Genomic DNA, 23,232 nt, shown 5'->3' with positions numbered 1-23,232 from the left:
TTCTGACGCATGATCTTGTCCAAAAAGCCGTCAGCTCTTCGGGATCATTGCCTGTTACGCTACGCCGGCGATCGCCCTGGCGAATTCGCCGGCCGAGAATGGTTCGAGGTCGTCGACCTGTTCGCCGACGCCGATGAAATAGACCGGCAGTTTGTGCTTTGCCGCGATCGCGACCAGAATACCGCCGCGCGCCGTGCCGTCCAGCTTGGTCATCACCAGGCCGTTGACGCCGGCGACATTGCGGAAGATCTCGACCTGATTGAGCGCATTCTGGCCGGTGGTGGCGTCGACCGTCTGCAGCACGGTATGCGGCGCTTCCGGATCGAGCTTGCCCAGCACGCGCACGATCTTTTCCAGCTCCGCCATCAGTTCGGTCTTGTTTTGCAGCCGGCCGGCGGTGTCGATGATCAGTACGTCGGAGCCGGCCTCCTTGGCGCGTTCGAAAGCGTCGTAGGCGAGGCCGGCGGCATCCGCGCCTATCTTCGAGGCGATGACCGGCGACTTCGTCCTCTCGCCCCAGATCTTCAGCTGCTCGATGGCCGCAGCGCGAAACGTGTCGCCGGCGGCCAGCATCACCGACAGGCCACCATCGGTCAGTTTGGCGGCGAGCTTGCCGATGGTCGTGGTCTTGCCGGTGCCGTTGACGCCGACCACCAGAATGACATGCGGCTTATGCGACAGGTCGAGCTCCAGCGGCATGGCGACATGGGCCAGCACCTTCTCCACCTCGGCCGCCATGATGGTGCGGACATCCGCGTCGGAGACATCCTTGCCGTAGCGGCTGGCAGCGAGGGCATCGGTGACGCGCAAGGCTGTTTCCATGCCCAGATCGGCACGGATCAGCACGTCCTCCAGATCCTGCAGCGTCTCCTCGTCGAGCTTGCGCTTGGTGAAGACGCCGGCGATGTTGCCGGTGAGTTCTTTCGAGGAGCGGGCAAGCCCGTCGCGCATGCGCTGGAACCAGGAGCGTCGCGGCGCCGGTTCGGGCGCCTTTTGCGGCTCGGCTTTCTGCTCGACCTTTCTGGTGACGGTGACTTTGCCGACTGACGGTGTCGGCTGTGGTGTCGGCGGAAAACCCGGTTCAGGCATGGGCGCAACCCCCGCCGTGGCAGCCCGGACTTCGACCGGCGCGGGTGTGGCTTCGACCGGAGTGCGCTTTACCTCCCCCTCGATGGGGGAGGTCCCAAGCGAAGCTTGGGGGTGGGGGTGATTTGCGCTGGCGTCAGCGCTGTCACCCCACCGCGCCGCTTCGCGTCGACCCTCCCCATCGAGGGGAGGGTGGGTCGCCTCGTCCTTCTCCCCGTGGCTATACGGGGAGAAGGTGCCGGCAGGTGGATGAGGGGCGGCGCTGACCTCTGAGGTAGGCTGTGCGGGAGGCGCGGACGGTTGCGGCACTTCGATCGGGGCGGCCGGTTCTGCGGGAGTCTCGGCAGGCGTCGGCACTTCGACGGGAGCGGGCTCCAGCTGCGGTTCCGGACGCGATGGTTCGATCTCCGGCTCGGCCGGCGCCGGCGGCACTTCTTGGGGCTGCGGCTCGGGAGCCGGCTCCGGAACGGCTGGCGGCGCAGGAACTTCTTCCGGTGCAGGCGGCTCGGGTATCTCCGGCTCAGGCTGCGGTTCTTCTACCGGCGCGGGCTCCGGCAACGGTTCCGGCTCGGATGGGACGACCGGTTCCGGCGCGGGCGGGATGGTCGGCGTGGGTTCGGGCTTCGGTTCTTCTGGCGCCGACTGCGGCGCAGGCTTTACCTCCCCCTCGATGGGGGAGGCCCCAAGCGAAGCTTGGGGGTGGGGGTGAGTGGCGTCGGCGTCGGCGCTCTCACCCCTCCCCGCCACTTCGTGGCGACCCTCCCCATCGAGGCGAGGGTGGGGCGTCGGCGGCTCGGGCTCCTCGCGCTTCAAGAACTCCGGAACGACCTGCTCGGCCGCCGGCTTCAGCGCCTCAAGCGCATCCCATTTGATCGGCGGCAGGGGAGCGGTTTCGTCGATGCGCTCCTCGACGACTTCCTTCTTGCCGAACGAAAATATGTTCTTGAAAAAACCGGCCATGCTTCAATCGTCTCAGGCGGCGCAGGCAGTGAGGGGCGAGGCTATCAGGCGCGCGCCGTCATGGCCGGTGATGTCTGCCTCGACGATCTCGCCCGGCGCGCCCGTGTCGAGCGCCGCAAGCGTGAACCCTTCGGTGCGGCCGAGGCCGTCGCGCTCGACCAGGATCGACTGGCGCGTTCCCGGGAGTGACGACAAATGGCGGCGATACGCAGCCTCACCAGCGGCGCGCAGCTGGGCCGCGCGCTGCTTGACCAATTCGCGGCGGACCTGCGGCATGCGCGCGGCGGGCGTGCCTTCGCGCGGCGAAAACGGGAAGACATGCAGGTGCGTCAGCCCACATTCCTCGACGATCTTTATCGAATTCTGAAACATTTCCTCGGTCTCGGTCGGGAAGCCGGCGATGATGTCGGCGCCGAAGACGATTGCCGGGCGCAATTTGCGCACATCTTCGCAGAAGCGGATCGACTGGTCACGCAAATGCCTGCGCTTCATGCGCTTCAGGATCATGTCGTCGCCCGACTGCAGCGACAGATGCAGATGCGGCATCAGCCTGGGTTCGGTGGCGATGGCGTCGAGCAGATCGTCGTCGGCTTCGATCGAATCGATGGAGGACAGCCGCAGCCGCTTCACATCAGGCACCTGCTTCAGGATGGTCTTCACCAGCTTTCCCAGCTTCGGCGCGCCCGGCAGGTCGGCGCCGAAGCTGGTCATGTCGACGCCGGTCAGCACGATCTCGGCATAGCCGTTGCCGGCCAGACGCTTGACCTGCTCGACCACGGCGCCCATCGGCACCGACCGTGAATTGCCGCGCCCATAGGGGATGATGCAGAAGGTGCAGCGGTGGTCGCAGCCGTTCTGCACCTGCACGAAAGCGCGCGCCCGGCCCTCGATGGCGTCGACCATATGGCCGGCGGTCTCACGCACCGAGAAAATGTCGTTGACGCGTGCCTTCTCGGTGTCGTTGACGCCGAAATCCGGCAGCGCGCGGTAGGAGTTCGCCTTCAGCTTCTCCTCATTGCCGAGCACGAGGTCGACCTCGTCCATGGCGGCAAAATTCTGCGGTTCGGTCTGCGCGGCGCAGCCGGTGACGATGATGCGCGCCGCCGGGTTTTCGCGGCGGGCTTTGCGGATCGACTGCCTGGCCTGGCGCACCGCTTCCGAAGTGACGGCGCAGGTGTTGAAGATGATAGCCCCGCCTTTGAGCGCGCCGAGACCTGCGCTTTCGGCCTCGCGGCGCATCACTTCGGATTCATAGGTGTTGAGACGGCAGCCAAAGGTGACGACGTCTATGCCTTGGGAGTTGGGGCCCTTGGTATCGGCAAGTGCAGACATCAGGCCGCGCTTTCGGTGTCGCGGGCCCAGGTGCCGGTCGACGGATCGAAATTGCCGGAAAACTCCCATTCGGCAGCGCCGGTCAGGATGACGTGGTCGTCGTCGCGCCATTCCACATGCAGCGAGCCGCCGCCGGGCGTCATCAGCGTAACGCTGCGGCCGGTGCGCCGGGTGCGGGCAGCGGCGACGACGGAAGCGCAAGCGGCCGAGCCGCAAGCCTTGGTCAGGCCGGCGCCGCGCTCCCAGGTGCGGATGATCATCGTCTCCGGCGACGTTACCTGGGCGATGGTGATGTTGGCGCGCTCGGGGAAGATCGGATGGTTTTCGAGCAGCGGGCCGAAACGCTCGAGTTCGTAGGACCAGACATCGTTGTCGACCCAGAAGATAGCGTGAGGGTTGCCCATCGAGAGAGCCGAAGGCGAATGCAGCACCGGCGCGTCGATGGGGCCGATCTGCAACTCGATCATGCGGGTGTCGCGGAATTCCTCGGCCAGCGGAATGTCCTGCCAGCCAAAGCGCGGAGTGCCCATGTCGACCGAGATGGTGCCGTCGGCATGTTCGACGGCGTTGAGGATGCCGGCGCGGGTCTCGAAGGTGAAAGTCTTCTGGCCGGTTTCGGCGGCCAGCGCCTGGACGACACAGCGCATGCCGTTGCCGCAGGCCTGCGCGCCCGAGCCGTCGGAATTCAAAATGTCGATGTAAAAGGCGGTGCCCGGCGTGCGCGAATCGTGGATCGCCATGATCTGGTCGAACCTGGTCGCCGCATCGGCGTTCAGCGCGACAGCCGACGCCGCCGTGACCCTATCGGCACGGCCACGCATGTCGGCGACGATGATTTCGTTGCCGATGCCGTTCATCTTGGCGAAGGGGGCAGTGCCTGCCATGATCTGAGGTAATTCCTGTACGTTTCGCCGCTATATGGCGGAAACGGGCGGGAATTACCAGTGTGGGCTGCGTCTAGGTTACCGCGAAAACGCCGAGCACGATCAGCAGGAAGATGACGAGAACGATGCCGATCAGCACGCGCGCGCCGGTGGCGGCGGCACCGGCCAGCGCCGGCATGCCGAGCAGGCTGGCGGCGGCAGCAACGATGAGAAGAATGATGATCCATTTGATCATGGACAATGCCTCGCAAATTGACTGCAGCGGCCTAAGAACGCATCTGCCGCGCTCTGGTTCCCTCTTGCCGCGAGGCTCTCTCCGACTGGGCGCGCTATTCGGCAATCTCGAAGTCGGTCGTGAAAGGCGCCGTCTTTTGCGAGTTCTCGTCATGCATGAGGAAATCCGCTCGGTATTTGCCGGGGGGAACGCCATCCAGGGAGACGTTTAATTTGAAGAACATCTCTCGGTTATGCGAGCGCGAGGCGAGCTGGACCCGGCCAAGCTTTTCGACGGTTCCCAGCTTCTCGCCCGACTGGGAAAGCACGGTAAGGTCAACGTAAAGCGCGATCTGGTTGTTGCCGAGCCCATCCGAGCCGTAGCCGTAACCGACCGGCTCCATATAAAGCACAATCTCTTCGCCCGGCTTGTAGACATGGTTCGGGCGCTCGGCGTAGGCGCCGAACCCGCTGGCCGACATGATATGCTTCACATTTTGCACGCCAAGCGGCATCGCTTGCCACAGAGCGTCCTCGGCGATGCGGAATTTGTCCAGCGCGCCGGCGCCATCACCCGCCTGCAGTGCCTTTTCGGCTTCAGCGGCGCGATCGGTGATTTCACCCGCGAAAGCGGCCGGCGTCGAAATTACCAGCGCGATCAAAACTGCCAAGATTGATTTCATCTGTTCCCCCTATTGCGATAGACCATCGGCTAAAATGGCAGTGCCGTAAACGGCCAAATGCAGACTCCAGCCGCGCTCGATCTCGGGAACGTCCCAAACCTCGCCCGGACGCAAGGCGCGAAACCGCTCACGCGCCAGGCCTTGCGCCTCAAGCGCTTTAGTCAGTTTTGCGCCGGCAGTTGCGCTCGACCGCCGATGCGCCGACCTGCTGCGGGCTCCGGTGCCGCTTTCGCAACCAATGTACCAGTTGGAACCGCGCTAGAGCGAAGACATGCCTTTTGTCCGCCAGCCATTTTGCGACAAATTTACAACAATTCGTGGTGCAAACCCTATTTTAACCATATCGGGTTGAAATTTCGCCACCTTCTCCATCTTGGTGAGGGGTGAGATTGTGCGGACGGCTTCCCCCCAGCCGGATCCGACGGAGGTTTGAATGATTTTTTCGAGAAGCGGGCTGATGGCCGTATCGCTGGCAGCGCTCGTTGCGAGCGGCTGTTCGACCTCGCGTTTTTCATCGATGGATGACCAGCAGCCCGCCCCGCTGCAGCCCGCGCCCGCCGGCACGGTGAGCGGAAGCCAACTGCCGCCCCCGGCAGCGCCGGGCACCACCGACCCATCGCAATTCCCGACCGCGCCGGCAGGCGCGCAGGTCGCCTCGCTGCCGCCGGACGGATCGGCGCCGGCCGGAGCCTCCGACCTTACCGCTGCGAGCGTTGCCGGCGTCTGGAACGCCAGCGTGTCCGGACAGAGCTGCAAGGTGGCGACGCCGCAGACCAAATTCGGCGCCGGCTTCCGCGCCGGGCCGCTGCATTGCCCGCCGCCCATCGACGGCATCAAATCGTGGAACGTCGCCGGCAAGCAGCTGACGCTCTATGACGAGAATGGCGGCACGCTGGCGCGGCTCTATTCCTCGGGCGGTTCGAAATTCGACGGCCAGACTACCAACGGCTTGCCGATATCGCTTACAAGATAGGCAGGGTATGCTGATATTCAGGTGAGGCCGGCCTGCGAACGGCGGCTTTCTGCGCTTCCGGTGCGTACTTAAGTACGCTCCGCTCCGGTTCTCAGGAGCCACCATTCTCGGCTCGGCCTGACCTGAACCGCAACACACCCTGATCTTTCCTGGAGCAATCCGCTCAAAGTAAGCGACGTGACCGATGCATCTGCGTGACGGCCTCCAGACCCATGCGACCGTCAGGCAGCGCTACGACCATCTGGTCGCAACCGGCGCCATCGAGCGCGATCCTGCGCAGGAGCGCATCGCCGCCGCGCTCGACCGGCTGACCGACGAGATCTCGGTCAAGCGGCTGGCGCACAAGTCGAGCGCGCTCGGCTGGCTGTTTGCCCGCAAGCGCGAGACGCGCGAGGTCGTCAAGGGCCTCTACATTCATGGCGGCGTCGGTCGCGGCAAGACCATGCTGATGGATATGTTCTTCGAGCTGTTGCCGGTCAGGCGCAAGCGCCGCGTTCATTTCAACGACTTCATGGCCGATGTGCAGGACCGCATCCAGAAGCACCGGCAGGCGCGCAAGAACGGCGACGTCAAGGAGGACGACCCGATCCCGCCGGTCGCGCTTCAGCTTGCCGAACAGGCCTGGGTGCTGTGCTTCGATGAGTTTTCGGTCACCGACATTGCCGATGCGATGGTCCTGTCGCGGCTGTTTTCGGCGCTGTTCGCCAATGGCGTGGTTCTGGTCGCCACCTCGAATGTCGCGCCGCAGGACCTTTATCGCGACGGGCTGAACCGCCAGCTCTTCCTGCCCTTCATCAGCATTCTCGAGCGCCACGCCCATGTGCTGACGCTTGATGCCGACAAGGACTACAGGCTGGAAAAGCTCGCCCGCACGCCTGTCTATGTCACGCCGGCGGATGCCGAAGCCGATCGTATGCTCGACGAAGCCTGGCAGGCGATGACGCACGGGGCGGCAACGGCCGAGACCGCGCTGACGCTCAAGGGGCGGCAGGTGAGAATACCGGCTGCTTCCGGCGATGCGGCGCGGTTTTCCTTCGCCGATCTCTGCGAAAAGCCGCTCGGCGCGCGCGATTTTCTGGCGATTGCCGGCCGCTTCTCGACCGTCTTCATCGATCACGTGCCGGTGCTGGGCGAAGGCAAGCGCAACGAGGCCAAGCGCTTCATCCTCCTGATAGACACGCTCTACGATCATCACACGCGGCTGGTGGTAAGCGCCGATGCCTCGCCCCCTGAGCTCTATACGGCCAGGCGCGGCAACGAGGTGTTCGAATTCGAGCGCACGGCCTCGCGGCTGATCGAAATGCAGAGCCGGGATTGGCTGGAGGACTGGGCGGAACGGCAAAAGGCGAAGGCGGAAGTGCAGGTCTGAGGGTTCGAAGAGGTAATATGTAGTGATCCTTCGCGCCCCCCTCTGTCCTGCCGGACATCTCCCCCACACGGGGGGAGATTGGCGGTTTCGGCGCTCCGCTCATTCCTGCGGCCATTGGAGATTGGCGAAAGGTCGCGTGACGTCCGATCTCCCCCCTCGTGGGGGAGATGCCTGGCAAGGCAGGGGGGGCGCTGTCCCGCCGACGCCTAAAGGTCATACGCATACATTACAAACGCCTCCGCCTGCCCATGCTCCTCCCTGCGTTTTTCATAAAGCCCGCGCGATGGAACATTGTCCGGCTCGGTTCCAACACAGGCTTCGCCGCAACCTTTGCTCGCGGCCGAGCGCGAACATCGCGTCGAGCATTTTTCGCGCGATGCCTTGGCGCTGGTAGGCGGGTGAGACGCCGACTTCGTCGATGTAGAGTCCGTTGACCTTGTCGGGATGGCGGTGGATGATTGTGGGGCATTGGTCGACGACGCCGTCGGCCAATGCCACGATCATGAGATGACCTGATGATGAGGCGAGGTAGGCAGCAAGCCTGTCTGCCCGGACCGGCTCGTCGAACACGTCCTCGGGCGATGCGCTTCACAAGGGCGTCATCGCCTGGATATAGTCTTCTGATTTCCACGCTCATTGTGTAAAATCTCCCAAGCTGGCCTACAAACTTTGACGTTTACGTAAGTCCCAATGTTTCTAACCGATTGAAATCATTCACTCGAAAATAATCGATTGAATATATTTTCCACCGGGGCTACTGGATGCGGCGAAATCTAGCTGAGACCATAGCATTCCGGCCTCTTCCTCGACGCCGTCAACAGATCGCCAGGGATTTTGGGCGTCGTCACAGACAAAGGGAAAATTTCCTCACATGGCACGCAACAAGATAGCGCTCATCGGCTCCGGCATGATCGGCGGCACGCTCGCTCACATGATCGGCCTCAAGGACCTCGGCGACGTGGTGCTGTTCGATATTGCCGAGGGCATCCCGCAAGGCAAGGGGCTCGATATCGCGCAGTCTTCGCCGGTCGATGGTTTTGACTCCCGGCTGACCGGCGTCAATGATTATGCCGGGATCGAGGGCGCCGATGTCTGCATCGTCACTGCCGGCGTGCCGCGCAAGCCGGGTATGAGCCGCGACGATCTGCTCGGCATCAACCTCAAGGTCATGGAACAGGTCGGCGCCGGCCTGAAGAAATATGCACCCAAGGCCTTCGTCATCTGCATCACCAACCCGCTCGACGCTATGGTCTGGGCGCTGCAGAAGTTTTCGGGCCTGCCCAAGACCCATGTCGTCGGCATGGCCGGCGTGCTCGACAGCGCGCGCTTCCGCTATTTCCTGGCCGAGGAATTCAAGGTCTCGGTCGAGGACGTTAGCGCCTTCGTGCTTGGCGGCCACGGCGATTCCATGGTGCCGATGATCCGCTATTCCACGGTGTCGGGCATTCCGCTGCCCGACCTGATCAAGATGGGTTGGACCTCGAAGGAAAAGCTCGACCAGATCGTGCAGCGTACCCGCGATGGCGGCGCCGAGATCGTCGGCCTCTTGAAGACCGGCTCGGCCTACTATGCGCCGGCCGCCTCCGCCATCGCGATGGCGGAATCCTATCTCAAGGACAAGAAGCGTGTGCTGCCTTGTGCGGCGCATCTCTCGGGTCAGTATGGCGTCAAGGGCACCTATGTCGGCGTTCCCGTGGTCATCGGCGCCGGCGGCGTCGAGCGCATCATCGAGATCGACCTCAACAAGGCCGAGCAGAAGATGTTCGACGCTTCGGTGGCGACGGTGCAGGGCCTGACCGAGGCTTGCGTCAAGATCGCCCCGCATCTCGCCTCGAAATAATCCTCCGGAGACCATCCAGATGAACATCCATGAATATCAAGGCAAGGCGCTGCTGAAGAGCTTTGGCGCGCCGGTGGCCGAAGGCGTGCCGGTGTTCAAGGCAAGCGAAGCGGAAGCCGCGGCACAAGCGCTTCCCGGTCCGCTCTATGTGGTGAAGAGCCAAATCCATGCCGGCGGCCGCGGCAAGGGGAAGTTCAAGGAACTGTCGCCCGACGCAAAGGGCGGCGTGCGGCTGGCTAAGTCGGTTGCCGACGTCGTTGCCAACGCCAATGAGATGCTCGGCCACACGCTGGTGACCAAGCAGACCGGCCCCGCCGGCAAGCAGGTCAACCGCCTCTATATCGAGGACGGCGCCGACATCGATCGCGAGCTTTATCTGTCGATCCTGGTCGACCGCTCGGTCGGCCGCATCGCTTTCGTCGTCTCGACCGAGGGCGGCATGGACATTGAAGGCGTCGCCCACGACACACCGGAAAAGATCATCACCCGCGCCATCGATCCGCTGGCCGGCGTGACGACCACCGACGTCGACATATTGGTGGAAGCGCTGGGCCTCACTGGCGATGCCGCCAAGGATGCCGGCACGCTGTTCCCGATCCTCTACAAGGCCTTTGTCGAGAAGGACATGAGCCTGCTCGAGGTCAACCCGCTGATCGTGATGAAAAACGGCCGCCTGCGCGTGCTGGACGCCAAGGTGTCGTTCGACAACAACGCGCTGTTTCGCCATCCCGAACTGATGGAGCTGCGCGACACCACCGAAGAGGACGAGAAGGAGATCGAGGCGTCGAAATACGACCTCGCCTATGTCGCGCTCGACGGCAATATCGGCTGCATGGTCAATGGCGCCGGCCTCGCGATGGCGACGATGGACATCATCAAGCTCTACGGCGCCGAGCCCGCCAACTTCCTCGATGTCGGCGGCGGCGCGTCGAAGGAGAAGGTGACGGCGGCGTTCAAGATCATCACCAAGGATCCGGCCGTCAAAGGCATACTAATCAACATCTTCGGCGGCATCATGAAGTGCGACATCATTGCCGAGGGCGTCATTGCCGCGGTCAAGGAAGTCGGCCTGCAAGTGCCGCTGGTGGTGCGCCTTGAAGGTACCAATGCCGAGCTCGGCAAGAAGATCATCAACGACAGCGGCCTCAACGTCGTGTCGGCCGACGATCTCGACGACGCAGCCAAGAAGATCGTGGCGGCGGTGAAGGGCTGAAGGCGAATGCCTCCACGCAAGATAAACCTCGTCGAGGCGGCGGACGCGAAGATCACCAAGGTCTTCGATCCGCACATCGCCGGCGATGTCAATGACAGCCAGGCGAAGGTTGCCAAGTTCGGCGAGTCCTTCGACTGGCATGCGCATGAGCATGAGGACGAGGCCTTCCTGGTGCTGCGCGGACGCATCGCCATCGATTTTCGCGACGGTCCGGTCGAGCTCGGCGAGGGCGACTTCATCGTCGTGCCAAGGGGTGTCGAGCACCGGCCGCGGTCGCTGACCGCCGAGCCCGTGGTGCTGATGTTCGAGCCGGCAACGACACTCAACACCGGCAATGCCAAGAGCGACCTCACCGTCACCGACCTGAAGCGGCTCTGACCATGAACGCGGCTTCCTTTTCCTCGCTCTCGGCCGATCACCAGCGCCTGCAGGCGCTGGTCGGCGCGTGGCGCGGCGAGGAAGAGGTGGCGGAAACGCAATGGGCCGATGGCGGCACGGCGACGTCGGAGGTGCTGGCGGAGGCGCAGTTCGGCGGCCTGTTCGTGGTGCAGCGCTATCGCCAGCGCCGCGACGGCACGGTCTCGTTCGGGTCGCACTCAGTGTTCGGCTTCGACCAGCCAAACAGCCTCGTCACCATGCATCAGTTCGATTCCATGGGTTTTATGCCGGCCTCGCCGGCCACAGGTGCATGGAACGGCGCAGAACTGATTCTGGAGCGGTCATCGCCGCGCGGCTCAGCGCGCGTGACGTATATTTTCGACACTCCCGATGCCTACCGGATGCGACTGCATTTCAAACCTGCCGGCAGCGACAGCTGGCAAGACATGGTGAGCGGCGTCTACCGGCGCGTTTCGCCTTCCTCGATCAACGGTTTTTAGAAAAGGGCTCCGATGTCCATTCTCATCGACAAGAACACCAAGGTGCTGGTTCAGGGCCTGACCGGCAAGACCGGCACGTTCCACACCGAGCAGGCCTTGGCCTATCACGGCACCAGGATGGTCGGCGGCATCCATCCCAAGAAGGGTGGCGAGACCTGGACCGGCGCCAAGGGCGAAAACCTGCCGATCTTCGGTTCCGTTGCCGAGGGCAAGGAAAAGACCGGCGCCGATGCCTCGGTGGTCTATGTGCCGCCGGCGGGCGCCGCCGAAGCCATCCTCGAAGCCATCGAAGCCGAGATCCCGCTGATCGTCTGCATCACCGAAGGCATTCCGGTGATGGACATGGTCAGGGTCAAGGCGCGGCTCGACCGCTCGACCTCGCGGCTGATCGGCCCGAACTGCCCCGGCGTGCTCACCCCCGACGAATGCAAGATCGGTATCATGCCCGGCAACATCTTCCGCAAGGGCTCGGTCGGCGTTGTTTCGCGCTCGGGAACGCTTACCTATGAGGCAGTGTTCCAGACCACCAATGTCGGCCTCGGCCAGACCACCGCCGTCGGTATCGGCGGCGACCCCGTCAAAGGCACCGAGTTCATCGACATGCTCGAAATGTTCCTCGCCGACGACGAGACCAAGTCGATCATCATGATCGGCGAGATCGGCGGTTCGGCCGAGGAAGACGCCGCGCAGTTCCTCAAGGACGAGGCCAAGCGCGGCCGCAGGAAACCGATGGCCGGCTTCATCGCCGGGCGCACCGCGCCGGCCGGTCGCACCATGGGCCATGCGGGCGCGGTCATATCCGGCGGCAAGGGCGGCGCGGAAGACAAGATCGCGGCGATGGAATCGGCCGGCATTAAAGTATCGCCATCGCCGGCGCGTTTGGGCACGACGCTGGTCGAGGCGATCAAGGCCAAGTGAGTAGCGAGTAGTGAATAGCGAATAGGGAAAAGAGAGTAACGGCGCGACCCGGGAAAAATCCCTACTCGCTATTCGCTACTCACTATTCGCTTTTGAAAAGGAGACGGAGCCAGGCTCCGCGGACAAAAATGGCAAGACAAGATCAGGCCAACGACCAATTTTCGCTCACCTCTTTCCTGTATGGCGGCAATGCCGACTATATCGACGCGCTGTACGCCTCCTATGAGGATGATCCAGAGTCGGTAAACCCCGAATGGCAGGACTTCTTCGCCGGGCTGAAGGACGACGCCGGCGATGTGCGCAAGAACGCCAAGGGCGCTTCCTGGGCAAAGCCGTCCTGGCCGCTGCAGGCCAATGGCGAACTGGTGTCGGCGCTGGACGGCAATTGGGGCATCGTCGAGAAGCATCTGGAAAAGAAGGTCAAGGACAAGGCGGTCACCAATGGCGTCGTGCTGTCGGATGCCGACGTGCATCAGGCGACGCGCGATTCGGTGCGCGCCATCATGATGATCCGCGCCTTCCGCATGCGCGGCCATCTGCACGCCAATCTCGACCCGCTCGGCATCGCCAAGCCGCTTGAGGACTATAACGAGCTGTCGCCGGAAAACTACGGTTTTACCGCAGCCGACTACGACCGGCCGATCTTCCTCGACAATGTGCTCGGCCTCGAATTCGGCACCATCCGGCAGATGCTGGAGATCCTGACCCGCACCTATTGCTCGACGCTCGGTGTCGAGTTCATGCACATTTCCGATCCCGAGGAGAAGGCCTGGATCCAGGCGCGCATCGAGGGTGCCGACAAGGAGATTTCCTTCACCGCTACGGGAAAAAAAGCGATCCTGCAGAAGCTGGTCGAGGCCGAAGGCTTCGAGCAGTTCATCGATGTCAAGTACAAGGGTACCAAGCGCTTCGGCCTCGATGGCAGCGAAGGCCTGATCCCGGCGCTGGAGCAGATCATCAAGCGCGGCGGCCAGCTCGGCATGAAGGAGATCGTGCTCGGCATGGCGCATCGCGGCCGGCTGAACGTGCTGTCCCAGGTGATGGCCAAACCGCATCGCGCCATCTTCCACGAATTCAAGGGCGGCTCGGCCGCTCCTGACGAGGTCGAGGGCTCGGGCGACGTCAAGTACCATCTCGGCGCCTCGTCGGACCGCGAATTCGACGGCAACAAGGTGCATCTGTCGCTGACCGCCAATCCTTCGCATCTGGAAATCGTCGATCCGGTTGTGATGGGCAAGGCGCGCGCCAAGCAGGACTATCTGTTCGGCCGCAGCCGCGAGGAGATCGTGCCGCTGGAAGAGCGCGCCAAGGTGCTGCCGCTGCTTCTGCATGGCGACGCCGCCTTTGCTGGCCAGGGCGTAATCGCCGAAATCCTCGGCCTGTCGGGCCTGCGCGGCCACCGCGTCGCCGGCACGCTGCATTTCATCATCAACAACCAGATCGGCTTCACCACCAATCCGCGCTTCTCGCGCTCGTCGCCTTATCCGTCCGACGTCGCCAAGATGATCGAGGCGCCGATCTTCCACGTCAATGGCGACGACCCGGAAGCGGTGGTGCATGCCACCAAGGTGGCGATCGAATTTCGCATGAAGTTCCACAAGCCGGTGGTGGTGGACATGTTCTGCTATCGCCGCTTCGGCCACAATGAGGGCGACGAACCGGCCTTCACGCAGCCGATCATGTACGCCAACATCCGCAACCACAAGACGACGGTGCAGATCTATGGCGACCGGCTGATCGCCGAGGGCCATATCAGCCAGGCCGAACTCGACAAGATGAAGGCCGACTGGCGCGCCCATCTGGAGTCCGAATGGGAAGTCGGCCAGCACTACAAGCCCAACAAGGCCGACTGGCTGGACGGCGCCTGGTCTGGTTTGCGCACCGCCGACAACCAGGACGAACAGCGCCGCGGCAAGACCGCCGTGCCGGTCAAGGTGCTGAAGGACATCGGCAAGAAACTGACCGAGGTGCCGAAAGGTTTCGAGGCGCACAAGACCATCATCCGCTTCCTCGAAAACCGCCGCCAGGCGATCGACTCCGGCGAAGGCATCGACTGGTCGACGGCCGAGGCGCTGGCCTTCGGCGCCATCCTGCTCGACGGCAATCCGATCCGGCTCTCCGGCCAGGATTCAGAACGCGGCACCTTCTCGCAGCGCCATTCCGTGCTCTACGACCAGCGCGACGAGACCCGCTACATCCCGCTCAACAATCTCTCGGCCGCACAGGCCGGCTACGAAGTCATCAACTCGATGCTGTCGGAAGAGGCGGTGCTCGGCTTCGAGTATGGCTACAGCCTGGCCGAGCCTAAGGCGCTGACGCTCTGGGAAGCGCAGTTCGGCGATTTCGCCAACGGCGCCCAGGTGGTGTTCGACCAGTTTATCTCGTCGGGCGAGCGCAAGTGGCTGCGCATGTCGGGCCTGGTCTGCCTGCTGCCGCATGGCTATGAGGGCCAGGGGCCGGAACATTCCTCGGCCCGGCTCGAGCGTTTCCTGCAGCTCTGCGCCGAAGACAATATGCAAGTCGCCAACTGCACCACGCCGGCAAACTACTTCCACATATTGCGCCGGCAACTGAAGCGCGACTTCCGCAAGCCGCTGATCCTGATGACGCCGAAGTCGCTGCTGCGCCACAAGCGGGCAGTGTCGACGCTGCCGGAGATTTCGGGCGAAAGCTCGTTCCACCGGCTGTTGTGGGACGACGCCCAGCTGTTGCAGAACCAGGCGATCAAGCTCACCAAGGATTCCAAAATCCGCCGCGTCGTGCTGTGCTCGGGCAAGGTCTATTACGACCTGTACGAGGAACGCGAGAAGCGCGGCATCAACGACATCTATCTCTTGCGCGTCGAACAGCTCTATCCGTTCCCGGCCAAGGCGCTGATCACCGAACTGTCGCGCTTCCGCAATGCCGAGATGGTGTGGTGCCAGGAGGAACCCAAGAATATGGGCGCCTGGTCGTTCATCGATCCGTATCTGGAATGGGTGCTGGCGCATATCGACGCCAAGCACCAGCGGGTGCGCTATACCGGACGTCCTGCGGCGGCATCGCCGGCGACCGGCTTGATGTCGAAGCATTTGGCGCAGCTCGCCGCCCTGCTCGAAGACGCGCTCGGCGAATAGAACAAACCCGGCGAATAGAACAGACAGAGAAGAAACGGAACAGGCACAATGGCTACCGAAATCCGCGTTCCCACTCTCGGCGAATCCGTCACCGAGGCGACCATAGGCAAGTGGTTCAAGAAGGTCGGCGATGCCATTGCCGTCGACGAGCCGCTGGTCGAGCTCGAAACCGACAAGGTGACGGTGGAGGTGCCTGCCGCCGCCGCCGGCACGCTGGGCGAGATCACCGCCAAGGAAGGCGAGACCGTCGGCGTCGGCGCGTTGCTGGGTTCGATCTCGGCAGGCGTCGCCACGGCCGCCCCGGCGTCCAAGCAGGAGACCAAGCCGCAAGCTGTGTCGCAGGCGTCGAGCCCCGACGCGGCACATACGACCAAGCAGGCCGCGGCCGAGACCGCCAAGATAGCCGGCGATGCCGGGCCGGTCGAGCCGCGCACAATGCCGCCGGCGCCAGCTGCCGCAAAGCTGATCGCCGAGAACAATCTGTCGGTCGACCAGGTTTCTGGCTCGGGCAAGCGCGGCCAGGTGCTGAAGGGCGACGTGCTCGACGCGATTTCCAAGGGCGCGCCGTCGCAGCCGGCCGAAATTCCGAAGGCCGCACCGGCTCCGGTCGCCGTGCGTGCGCCGTCCTCGGGCGACGATGCGTCGCGCGAGGAGCGCGTGCGCATGACCAAGCTGCGCCAGACCATTGCGCGCCGGCTCAAGGAAGCGCAGTCGACCGCCGCCATGCTGACCACCTTCAACGAGGTCGACATGTCGGCGGTGATGGCGCTCAGGACCAAGTACAAGGACATCTTCGAGAAGAAGCACGGCGTGAAGCTCGGCTTCATGGGCTTCTTCACCAAAGCGGTTACGCACGCATTGAAGGAAATCCCCTCGGTCAATGCCGAGATCGACGGCACCGACATCATCTTCAAGAACTATGCCCATATCGGCGTTGCCGTCGGCACCGAAAAGGGTCTCGTCGTGCCAGTGGTGCGCAATGCCGACCAAATGTCGATTGCCGAGATCGAAAAGGATATCGGCCGGCTGGGCATTGCCGCGCGGGACGGCAAGCTGTCGGTCGCCGACATGCAGGGTGGTACGTTCACCATCTCCAATGGCGGCGTTTACGGCTCACTGATGTCGACGCCGATCCTCAATGCGCCGCAGTCCGGCATTTTGGGCATGCACAAGATCCAGGACCGGCCGGTCGTGGTCGGCGGCCAGATCGTGATCCGGCCGATGATGTACTTGGCGCTGAGCTACGATCACCGTATCGTCGACGGCAAGGAAGCCGTGACCTTCCTGGTCCGCGTCAAGGATAGCCTGGAGGATCCCGAACGGCTGGTGCTTGATTTGTGATCGGAGCTGATCCGTCATGAGCGGCTGGCTGGCGCGGTTTGGGTTCAAGCTGGGTCGAGTAGCGGGTAGCGTATTGAGGCGTTCCCGGCCGGCGGCTTCCGCCGCCATCTCTCCGCCGGCGACCTCGACTGAATGGGATTCGGCGCCGGCGAGCAGCAATCTCGGTGTCTTCGCTCTCAGCGAAGCCGAAATGGCGGAGCGGAAGATCATCGTCACCGCGATCGGTGAGCTTGAGCTACCGACCGGCGAAATCATCGCTTGCGATCCACTGATTACCGGGCTGGAACGGCCTGTGTTTAGCCGTAAGGTCAGGCCGGGATGCTATCCAGTCACGTTGCTTGAGGCGCAAGGCCGTGTTGCTGCAGCGGTATTGCGGTTTGGCACTGGCTTGCCGGTGCGGTGGGAGTTGGCTGCCTTCGTCCGCGACGTCGGCACATCGTCCTGGAAGTCTGGATTTATTGTCGATGATAATGTTGCTTCGTTCATGGACAAGTCGGTTCTGACGCTGATGTCCGAGCAGGAGGAACTCGACAGCTATCTTGCTGACGTTGCATGCTCGTTCGACAAGTTCCGCATGGATAATCCGGTTGATGGAAATCCGCTTAATATAGCCATGTTCGACACTGGCTTCGGTGATGGGAACTATTATTCCTTCTGGGGACTGGATGCGGCCGGCGAGCCGCTGGTCTTGATGACCGATTTCGAGGTGCTCGAAAACGCCGACGGCCGCGAGAGCAGCCCGAGCAATTCATGACAAACATCGCTTCGCCAATGATCGGATTTATGGCCGGGCTGGCTGTTCTCGCAGCGGGTTACGAGGCGCATGCCGCCTGCCCGCTGGCGCTTGCTGTCTATGGCGATGCCGAAAGCGAGGCCGGCATTGATTTCCGGCCGACGACGGATGCGGTCACCGTCACCAACTCGTTCAAGATGGTGCTCGACAAGGGCATCGTTCTCGACGGCATTGTCATGTGGACATCCGGTGTTTCGCGACCGCAAGGGTCGCTGATGTACAAATGCCCGACCGGCGACGTCACCGGTGACGAGCTTGCCGCCTGCACGGTCTGGCATGGCGTCATCTACAGCGCCGACGACAAGGGCAACATCGCGCTCCTGGCGGCGGAAGGCACGGACGCGCCGCAGAGCCTGATCTTCCCCGATCTCGGGCCGTCGCTGCAGATGTCGACGGCCTTCGGCCCGAACGGTTTCTCGAAACTGCCATGGGACGTGTTTCTGCTGAAAGGTTGCCAGGAATGAGCGCGTCCAAGAAGGTGCTTCTGGTCACCGGCGGCAGTCGTGGCATTGGCGCGGCCACCTGCCGGCTTGCGGCGAAGGCCGGCTACCGGGTCGCGGTCAACTATGCCGCAAACGAGGCCGCGGCCCAGGCGCTGGTCGCCGAGATCGAGGCCGGTGGCGGTGAAGCGATAGCGGTCAAGGGCGATGTCGGCGTCGAGGCTGACATCGTCGCCGTGTTCGAAGCCGTCGATAGCGCCTATGGCCGGCTCGACGCCCTGGTCAACAATGCCGGCGTCGTCGACGTCAAGGCGCGCGTCGACGAGATGAGCCTGGCGCGGCTGGAGCGCATGATGCGCATCAATGTCATCGGCTCGTTTCTGTGCGCGCGCGAAGCGGTCAGGCGCATGTCGAGCAAGAATGGCGGCAAGGGTGGCGCCATCGTCAATATATCGTCGGCGGCGTCGATACACGGTTCGCCCGGCGAATATGTCGACTATGCTGCGTCCAAGGCGGCGATCGACACGTTCACGCTCGGGCTGGCGCGCGAAGTCGCGACCGAAGGCGTGCGCGTCAATGCGATACGGCCGGGCATTATCGACACCGAGATCCACGCTTCGGGCGGCCAGCCGGACCGGGTCGAGCGGTTCCGCGACATGCTGCCGATGAAACGAGCCGGCACGGCGGATGAAGTCGCGCATGCCGTTCTCTATCTTTTGTCGGATAAAGCGTCCTACACGACGGGCGCAATCCTGAATGTAAGCGGCGGCCGCTGAGCCCCAAGCTAAGGGAAACGAACATGGCTTATGATGTCGTTATCATCGGGTCGGGACCGGGCGGCTATGTCTGTGCCATCAAGGCGGCACAACTCGGGCTCAAGGTCGCGATGGTCGAGAAGAACGCCACTTTCGGCGGCACCTGCCTGAACATCGGCTGCATCCCATCCAAGGCGCTGCTTTATGCCTCGGAGATGTTCGCCGAGGCCGGCCATTCCTTCGATGCGCTGGGCGTCGAGATACCGGCGCCGAAACTCAATCTGAAGAAGATGATGGCGCACAAGGACGCGACCGTTTCGGCCAACGTCAATGGCGTCGCCTTCCTGTTCAAGAAAAACAAGATCGATAGTTTCCGTGGCACCGGGAAGGTGGTTGCGGCCGGCAAGGTGTTGGTGACGGCTGAGGACGGCAAGGTCGAGGAGATCGAGACGAAAAACATCGTTATCGCCACGGGCTCCGATGTCGCCGGCATTCCCGGCGTCAAGGTGGACATCGACGAGAAGGTGATCGTATCGTCGACCGGCGCGCTGTCGCTGGAGAAAGTGCCGGGACACCTGGTGGTGGTCGGCGGTGGGGTCATCGGTCTGGAGCTCGGCTCGGTCTGGGCACGGCTCGGCGCCAAGGTCACCGTGGTCGAATTCCTCGACACCATCCTGGGCGGCATGGACGGCGAGGTCTCCAAGCAGTTCCAGCGCCTGCTTTCCAAGCAGGGTTTCGAGTTCAAGCTCGGCACCAAGGTGACAGGGGTGACCAAGGCCAAAAAGGGCGCCGCCGTTACGTTCGAACCGGTCAAGGGTGGTGCGGCCGAGACCATCGAGGCCGACGCGGTGCTGATCTCGACCGGACGCCGGGCCTATTCCGACAGCCTCGGGTTGAAAGAAGCCGGCGTCGAGGTCGACGAGCGCGGCCGGGTCAAGACCGACGGGCATCTCAGGACCAACGTGGCCGGCATCTACGCCATTGGCGACGTCATCGCCGGTCCGATGCTGGCGCACAAGGCCGAGGATGAAGGCGTGGCGGTGGCCGAGACCATTGCCGGCCAGGCCGGCCATGTGAATTACGACGTCATTCCGAGCGTCGTCTACACCAGCCCGGAAATCGCTTCGGTCGGCAAGACAGAGGAAGAGCTGAGGAAGGCCGGCATCGACTACAAAACCGGCAAATTCCCGTTCACCGCCAACGGTCGCGCGCGCGCCATGCTGCACACGGACGGCTTCGTGAAAATCCTCGCCGACAAAGCCAGCGACCGCGTGCTCGGCGTCCACATTGTCGGCTTCGGCGCCGGCGAGATGATCCATGAGGCGGCGGTGCTGATGGAATTCGGCGGCTCATCCGAAGACCTCGCCCGCACCTGCCACGCGCATCCGACGATGTCGGAAGCGGTCAAGGAAGCGGCGCTGGCGACGTTCTTCAAGCCGATCCATATTTGATTCCGGCAGGAAGTTGCGACACGCCGACTGGACAGCACCACCCTCTGGCCGGCACCCACGCTCCGCCAACCTTCGAGATTATGCGTTCCCATTGGGCGCTGTTCGTGAACTGCCGATCTCCCCTCTCGAGGGGGAGATGTCCGGCAGGACAGAGGGGGCGGTGAAGAATCGCGACGCTCGCCGATAGGTGCCCCAAACAAAACGGCCCGCTTTTCAGCGGGCCGTTCTTGGCTGGAACAAGATGCCAGATCAGTTGGCCAGATTACGGGCTCGGCGCCGGAGCAGGCGCGGGTGCCGGAGCTGGCGCAGGAGCCGGTGCGGGCGCAGGGGCTGGTGCGGGAGCCGGTTCGGCGGGCTTCATCGGCTCAGCCGGTGCAGGTGCGGGCGCCGGTGTGCTGGCTGCCGGCGGCTCTGCGGGCGCAGGATGTTCGCCGCTTCTGCCGAAAACATAGTACGCGACAATCGCAAGGATGACGACGACCAGCGCAATCAGCCAGCCGCTGCCACCACCCGACCTGGGCGCTGGATCGTTAGGGTTCGCCATAAAAGTGTCCTCCGTGGATGAAAAGCATCAATCAACACCCCTCAACGCGCAACCGTTGAACGGGTTCATACTAGGCCTTCAAATTGACGAACGCAGGAAAATTCTGATTCGCAACCGCTTGTTGGCCTGTATTTCCCCCGCAAAATCAATCACGAACGAGGTAGAACGAGCTTAGCTGGCCTTTTCCGCCAAAAATAGGGCCAACCGCCTCCGCTTTGCGAATCAGTTGCGCACCGCACAGAGCCGGGCTTACGTGATTCGGTATTCAAGACGGGCGCTGCTCAGTCGGCGGCGGTGACGGTATAGCCGGCCTTGCGAAAGTCCTCGACCAGGCCTTCGGGGCCGGGAAGATGCATGGCGCCGACGGCCATGAAGGCATTGCCCTTGGCCAGGATCGGTGCGGCATGGTCGGCCATGACCTTGTTGCGGCCGGTGATCATCGTCCGGTCGAATTCGGCGTAACCTGCGTCGTCGTCTTCGTCGGGCGAGATCGAACGCAACAGCGGCCAGAAGGTGCCGGTGTCGCCGCGCTGGTAAAGCACGATCATGGTTTCGTTGATGTCGTTTATCTTGTCGCCGAGCTTCAGGGTCTCGACCAGCCCCTTGATGTGGAACGCAATCGGCAGCGAGGCCATGGCGCGCAGCTGGCTGGCTGCGGTCTCCAACCCTTCCACCGGCTTGCCATTAGCCTTGGCGTCCTGCGCCAGCTTGACGTCGAGAACCGGTGCGCCGCCTGCCTGACGGGCGACCTCACAGACCGGCAGCGCGACCATGGCCGACAGCAGCCACGGCTTCATCTTGGAGACGCTCGCCGGCGGAATGCCGCGCGCATCGAGCCCTTTGTTCACCACCGCCGCATCCTCCGGCGACAACAGCGACGACAACGTCGTGTTGTCGGTGAACATCATCAGCTCGGGTTCCTTGAGCATGGCCTCCATCATCTTCTGCTTGTCGAGCACGTCGGTGGTCTCGATGATGATGGTGCCGGCAGCGCCATAGGCTTTCCTGGCTGCCGGCGGCAGAGTGGTCACGCGCGGGTCGGTCATGTGCATGGTGCCGAACAGGAAGGATGGCTTTTCGCCTGATTTCTCCAGCTTCCACAACAGGCCCTTGCCGTTCAGCGTCGCTGCTGCTTCCGTCTCGATCCTGGAATAGGTGGCGGGGTCTTCCTTCTGCAGGGCCGACAGCAGATCGGCGCCGGCGCAGGCCGGGGCTTCGGCATGCGCCCTGCCCATGGCAAGCAGCAGCACGATGAGGAAAGACAGGAAAAACAGGGCGTTGAGCGCGACGAGCAGCTTCAGCGACACAAGGGCGGCGCGGTCGGCGATGGCAAGGGCGCGTTTCATGGTGCGGTTCTAGGACTGAAAAGCGGCGAAACGGTTAACCGGCGTGGGGAAATTGTCCTGGACTTATACAGTGTCACGCGCGGGGATGGGCAGATTCGTAGATCTCGAGCAGCCTTGCCGTGTCGACGCCGGTATAGACCTGCGTCGTCGACAGGCTGGCGTGGCCGAGCAGTTCCTGGATGGTGCGCAGGTCGCCGCCGCGCCCGAGCAGATGGGTGGCGAAGGAATGGCGCAACGCGTGCGGCGTCGCGGTGTCGGGCAGGTTCAACGCCGAGCGCAGCCTGGCCATGTCGCGCTGGACGATGGCCGGGTTGAGCGGCCCGCCGCGGGCGCCGCGAAATAGCAGGCCCTTGGGATCGAGATGGTAGGGACACAGTTTTCGGTATTCGGCGATTGCCCTGAGCGCCACCGGCAGCACCGGCACCAGCCGTGTCTTGCCACCCTTGCCGGTGACGCGCAGCACGGTGTCGGCTTCCGATGCCAGGTCGGCGGCGCTGAGGCCCAGCGCTTCGGAAATGCGCAGGCCCGATCCATAAAGCAGCGTCAGCACGGCGGCGTTGCGGGCGGCGATCCAGGGCTCTTCAGCCAGCTGGCCTTCCACCGACACGACATGTTTGGCATCGCTGGCGGTCAGCGGCTTGGGCAGCGATTTCGGCTGGCGCGGCGCGCGCAAAGCTGCTGCACCCGCGGCGTTGGCGAGGCCGCGCCGTTCGAGGAAACGCAGCAGCGAACGGATGCCGGCAAGACCCCGGCCGAGCGTGCGGGCGCCGGCGCCAGCGTTGCGCCGCGCGGCAAGAAAGCCGCGCAGATCGGCCGGGCGTAAGGTTGCGATGTCGGAAATGCCGGGCGAGCCGCCGCAATGTCCGGTCAGGAAATGCAGGAACTGGCGCGTGTCGCGCTCGTAGGCCTCGACAGTCGCCGGTGACAGCCGACGCTCGCGCGCCAGCATCTTCAGCCAGCTTTCGCGCGCTGCCTGGAGGTCGGGTTTTGCCGGGATGAGAAATTCCTGCATGCCGCCATTGTCAGGCAGCCGGGTTAGGAAGCGGTGAAGAACCTGTCATTGAAATGGCCACGGGCGATCATTGAAATGACGCCGG

The 23,232-nt window shown here is 63.3% G+C and carries 21 protein-coding genes; 13 read left to right on the top strand and 8 right to left on the bottom strand.

Going from position 1 to position 23,232, the window contains the following annotated elements; all coding sequences use genetic code 11:
* Positions 1 to 54 precede the first annotated feature (54 nt).
* The 5 genes from ftsY to NKH22_RS26040 form a co-directional block, all read right to left on the bottom strand.
* On the bottom strand, positions 55 to 2,046 hold the full coding sequence (gene ftsY / locus NKH22_RS26060; RefSeq protein WP_352911617.1) for a signal recognition particle-docking protein FtsY: 1,992 nt from the start codon (positions 2,044 to 2,046) through the stop codon (positions 55 to 57).
* A gap of 12 nt (positions 2,047 to 2,058) precedes the next feature.
* Positions 2,059 to 3,378: a tRNA (N(6)-L-threonylcarbamoyladenosine(37)-C(2))-methylthiotransferase MtaB gene (mtaB, locus tag NKH22_RS26055; RefSeq protein WP_352911614.1), complete on the bottom strand. Its 1,320-nt coding sequence runs from the start codon at positions 3,376 to 3,378 to the stop codon at positions 2,059 to 2,061.
* Positions 3,378 to 4,262: a diaminopimelate epimerase gene (dapF, locus tag NKH22_RS26050; protein WP_023694521.1), complete on the bottom strand. Its 885-nt coding sequence runs from the start codon at positions 4,260 to 4,262 to the stop codon at positions 3,378 to 3,380. Before dapF ends, mtaB begins: the two co-directional genes overlap by 1 nt.
* A gap of 73 nt (positions 4,263 to 4,335) precedes the next feature.
* Complete coding sequence (locus tag NKH22_RS26045) at positions 4,336 to 4,497, bottom strand: DUF1328 family protein (RefSeq protein ID WP_023683859.1); 162 nt, start codon at positions 4,495 to 4,497, stop codon at positions 4,336 to 4,338.
* A 94-nt stretch (positions 4,498 to 4,591) separates the two neighbouring features.
* Complete coding sequence (locus tag NKH22_RS26040) at positions 4,592 to 5,158, bottom strand: hypothetical protein (RefSeq protein WP_023821957.1); 567 nt, start codon at positions 5,156 to 5,158, stop codon at positions 4,592 to 4,594.
* 433 nt (positions 5,159 to 5,591) lie between these two features.
* Here NKH22_RS26040 and NKH22_RS26035 point away from each other — a divergent pair, with 433 nt between their 5' ends.
* Complete coding sequence (locus NKH22_RS26035; protein ID WP_023687689.1) at positions 5,592 to 6,131, top strand: protease inhibitor Inh/omp19 family protein; 540 nt, start codon at positions 5,592 to 5,594, stop codon at positions 6,129 to 6,131.
* A 184-nt stretch (positions 6,132 to 6,315) separates the two neighbouring features.
* Positions 6,316 to 7,500 carry a cell division protein ZapE gene (gene zapE / locus NKH22_RS26030; RefSeq protein ID WP_352911611.1) on the top strand — a complete coding sequence of 395 codons (1,185 nt, stop codon included), beginning with the start codon at positions 6,316 to 6,318 and terminating at the stop codon, positions 7,498 to 7,500.
* Between the two features lie 267 nt (positions 7,501 to 7,767).
* Here zapE and NKH22_RS26025 read toward each other — a convergent pair whose 3' ends face one another.
* Positions 7,768 to 8,070 carry a GNAT family N-acetyltransferase gene (locus tag NKH22_RS26025; RefSeq protein WP_352911608.1) on the bottom strand — a complete coding sequence of 101 codons (303 nt, stop codon included), beginning with the start codon at positions 8,068 to 8,070 and terminating at the stop codon, positions 7,768 to 7,770.
* Between the two features lie 301 nt (positions 8,071 to 8,371).
* Between NKH22_RS26025 and mdh the strand changes: the two genes are divergently transcribed.
* The 11 genes from mdh to lpdA all read left to right on the top strand — a co-directional run bounded on the left by mdh (position 8,372) and on the right by lpdA (position 20,245).
* Positions 8,372 to 9,340: a malate dehydrogenase gene (gene mdh, locus NKH22_RS26020; RefSeq protein ID WP_352911605.1), complete on the top strand. Its 969-nt coding sequence runs from the start codon at positions 8,372 to 8,374 to the stop codon at positions 9,338 to 9,340.
* 19 nt (positions 9,341 to 9,359) lie between these two features.
* Positions 9,360 to 10,553 carry an ADP-forming succinate--CoA ligase subunit beta gene (sucC, locus tag NKH22_RS26015; protein WP_023732884.1) on the top strand — a complete coding sequence of 398 codons (1,194 nt, stop codon included), beginning with the start codon at positions 9,360 to 9,362 and terminating at the stop codon, positions 10,551 to 10,553.
* A 6-nt stretch (positions 10,554 to 10,559) separates the two neighbouring features.
* Positions 10,560 to 10,931 (top strand): cupin domain-containing protein, encoded by a 372-nt coding sequence (locus tag NKH22_RS26010; protein WP_352911602.1) that lies wholly within the window; start codon positions 10,560 to 10,562, stop codon positions 10,929 to 10,931.
* 2 nt (positions 10,932 to 10,933) lie between these two features.
* Positions 10,934 to 11,431: a DUF1579 family protein gene (locus tag NKH22_RS26005; RefSeq protein ID WP_023752711.1), complete on the top strand. Its 498-nt coding sequence runs from the start codon at positions 10,934 to 10,936 to the stop codon at positions 11,429 to 11,431.
* A 12-nt stretch (positions 11,432 to 11,443) separates the two neighbouring features.
* Positions 11,444 to 12,349: a succinate--CoA ligase subunit alpha gene (sucD, locus tag NKH22_RS26000; RefSeq protein WP_352911600.1), complete on the top strand. Its 906-nt coding sequence runs from the start codon at positions 11,444 to 11,446 to the stop codon at positions 12,347 to 12,349.
* Positions 12,350 to 12,477: 128 nt separating this feature from the next.
* Positions 12,478 to 15,465, top strand: a complete 2,988-nt coding sequence (locus tag NKH22_RS25995) for a 2-oxoglutarate dehydrogenase E1 component (protein WP_023670536.1) — start codon at positions 12,478 to 12,480, stop codon at positions 15,463 to 15,465.
* 48 nt (positions 15,466 to 15,513) lie between these two features.
* The gene (odhB, locus tag NKH22_RS25990; protein ID WP_023683869.1) at positions 15,514 to 16,806 is read left to right on the top strand and encodes a 2-oxoglutarate dehydrogenase complex dihydrolipoyllysine-residue succinyltransferase; all 1,293 of its coding nucleotides are present in this window, start codon (positions 15,514 to 15,516) and stop codon (positions 16,804 to 16,806) included.
* Positions 16,807 to 16,822: 16 nt separating this feature from the next.
* Entirely contained in the window at positions 16,823 to 17,560 is a 738-nt protein-coding gene (locus NKH22_RS25985; RefSeq protein WP_050485860.1) for a DUF4241 domain-containing protein, read from the top strand.
* Complete coding sequence (locus NKH22_RS25980) at positions 17,557 to 18,063, top strand: hypothetical protein (protein WP_023736766.1); 507 nt, start codon at positions 17,557 to 17,559, stop codon at positions 18,061 to 18,063. Before NKH22_RS25985 ends, NKH22_RS25980 begins: the two co-directional genes overlap by 4 nt.
* Entirely contained in the window at positions 18,060 to 18,815 is a 756-nt protein-coding gene (locus NKH22_RS25975) for an SDR family oxidoreductase (protein ID WP_352911597.1), read from the top strand. The genes NKH22_RS25980 and NKH22_RS25975 overlap by 4 nt, the downstream gene beginning before the upstream one ends.
* Before the next feature lie 23 nt (positions 18,816 to 18,838).
* Positions 18,839 to 20,245: a dihydrolipoyl dehydrogenase gene (gene lpdA / locus NKH22_RS25970; RefSeq protein ID WP_352911595.1), complete on the top strand. Its 1,407-nt coding sequence runs from the start codon at positions 18,839 to 18,841 to the stop codon at positions 20,243 to 20,245.
* Between the two features lie 825 nt (positions 20,246 to 21,070).
* Here the strand turns inward: lpdA and NKH22_RS25965 are convergent.
* A complete protein-coding gene (locus NKH22_RS25965) occupies positions 21,071 to 22,135 on the bottom strand; it encodes a TraB/GumN family protein (protein WP_352911593.1) in 1,065 nt (354 codons plus the stop codon).
* Between the two features lie 73 nt (positions 22,136 to 22,208).
* Positions 22,209 to 23,147 (bottom strand): tyrosine recombinase XerC, encoded by a 939-nt coding sequence (locus tag NKH22_RS25960; protein ID WP_023670529.1) that lies wholly within the window; start codon positions 23,145 to 23,147, stop codon positions 22,209 to 22,211.
* Positions 23,148 to 23,232 lie beyond the last annotated feature (85 nt).

This window comes from Mesorhizobium sp. M1252 (assembly GCF_040318265.1).
In the GTDB taxonomy this organism is placed as follows: domain Bacteria; phylum Pseudomonadota; class Alphaproteobacteria; order Rhizobiales; family Rhizobiaceae; genus Mesorhizobium.
Note: the sequence above shows the minus strand (reverse complement) of the source record. Positions and strands in the feature narration are given on the sequence as shown.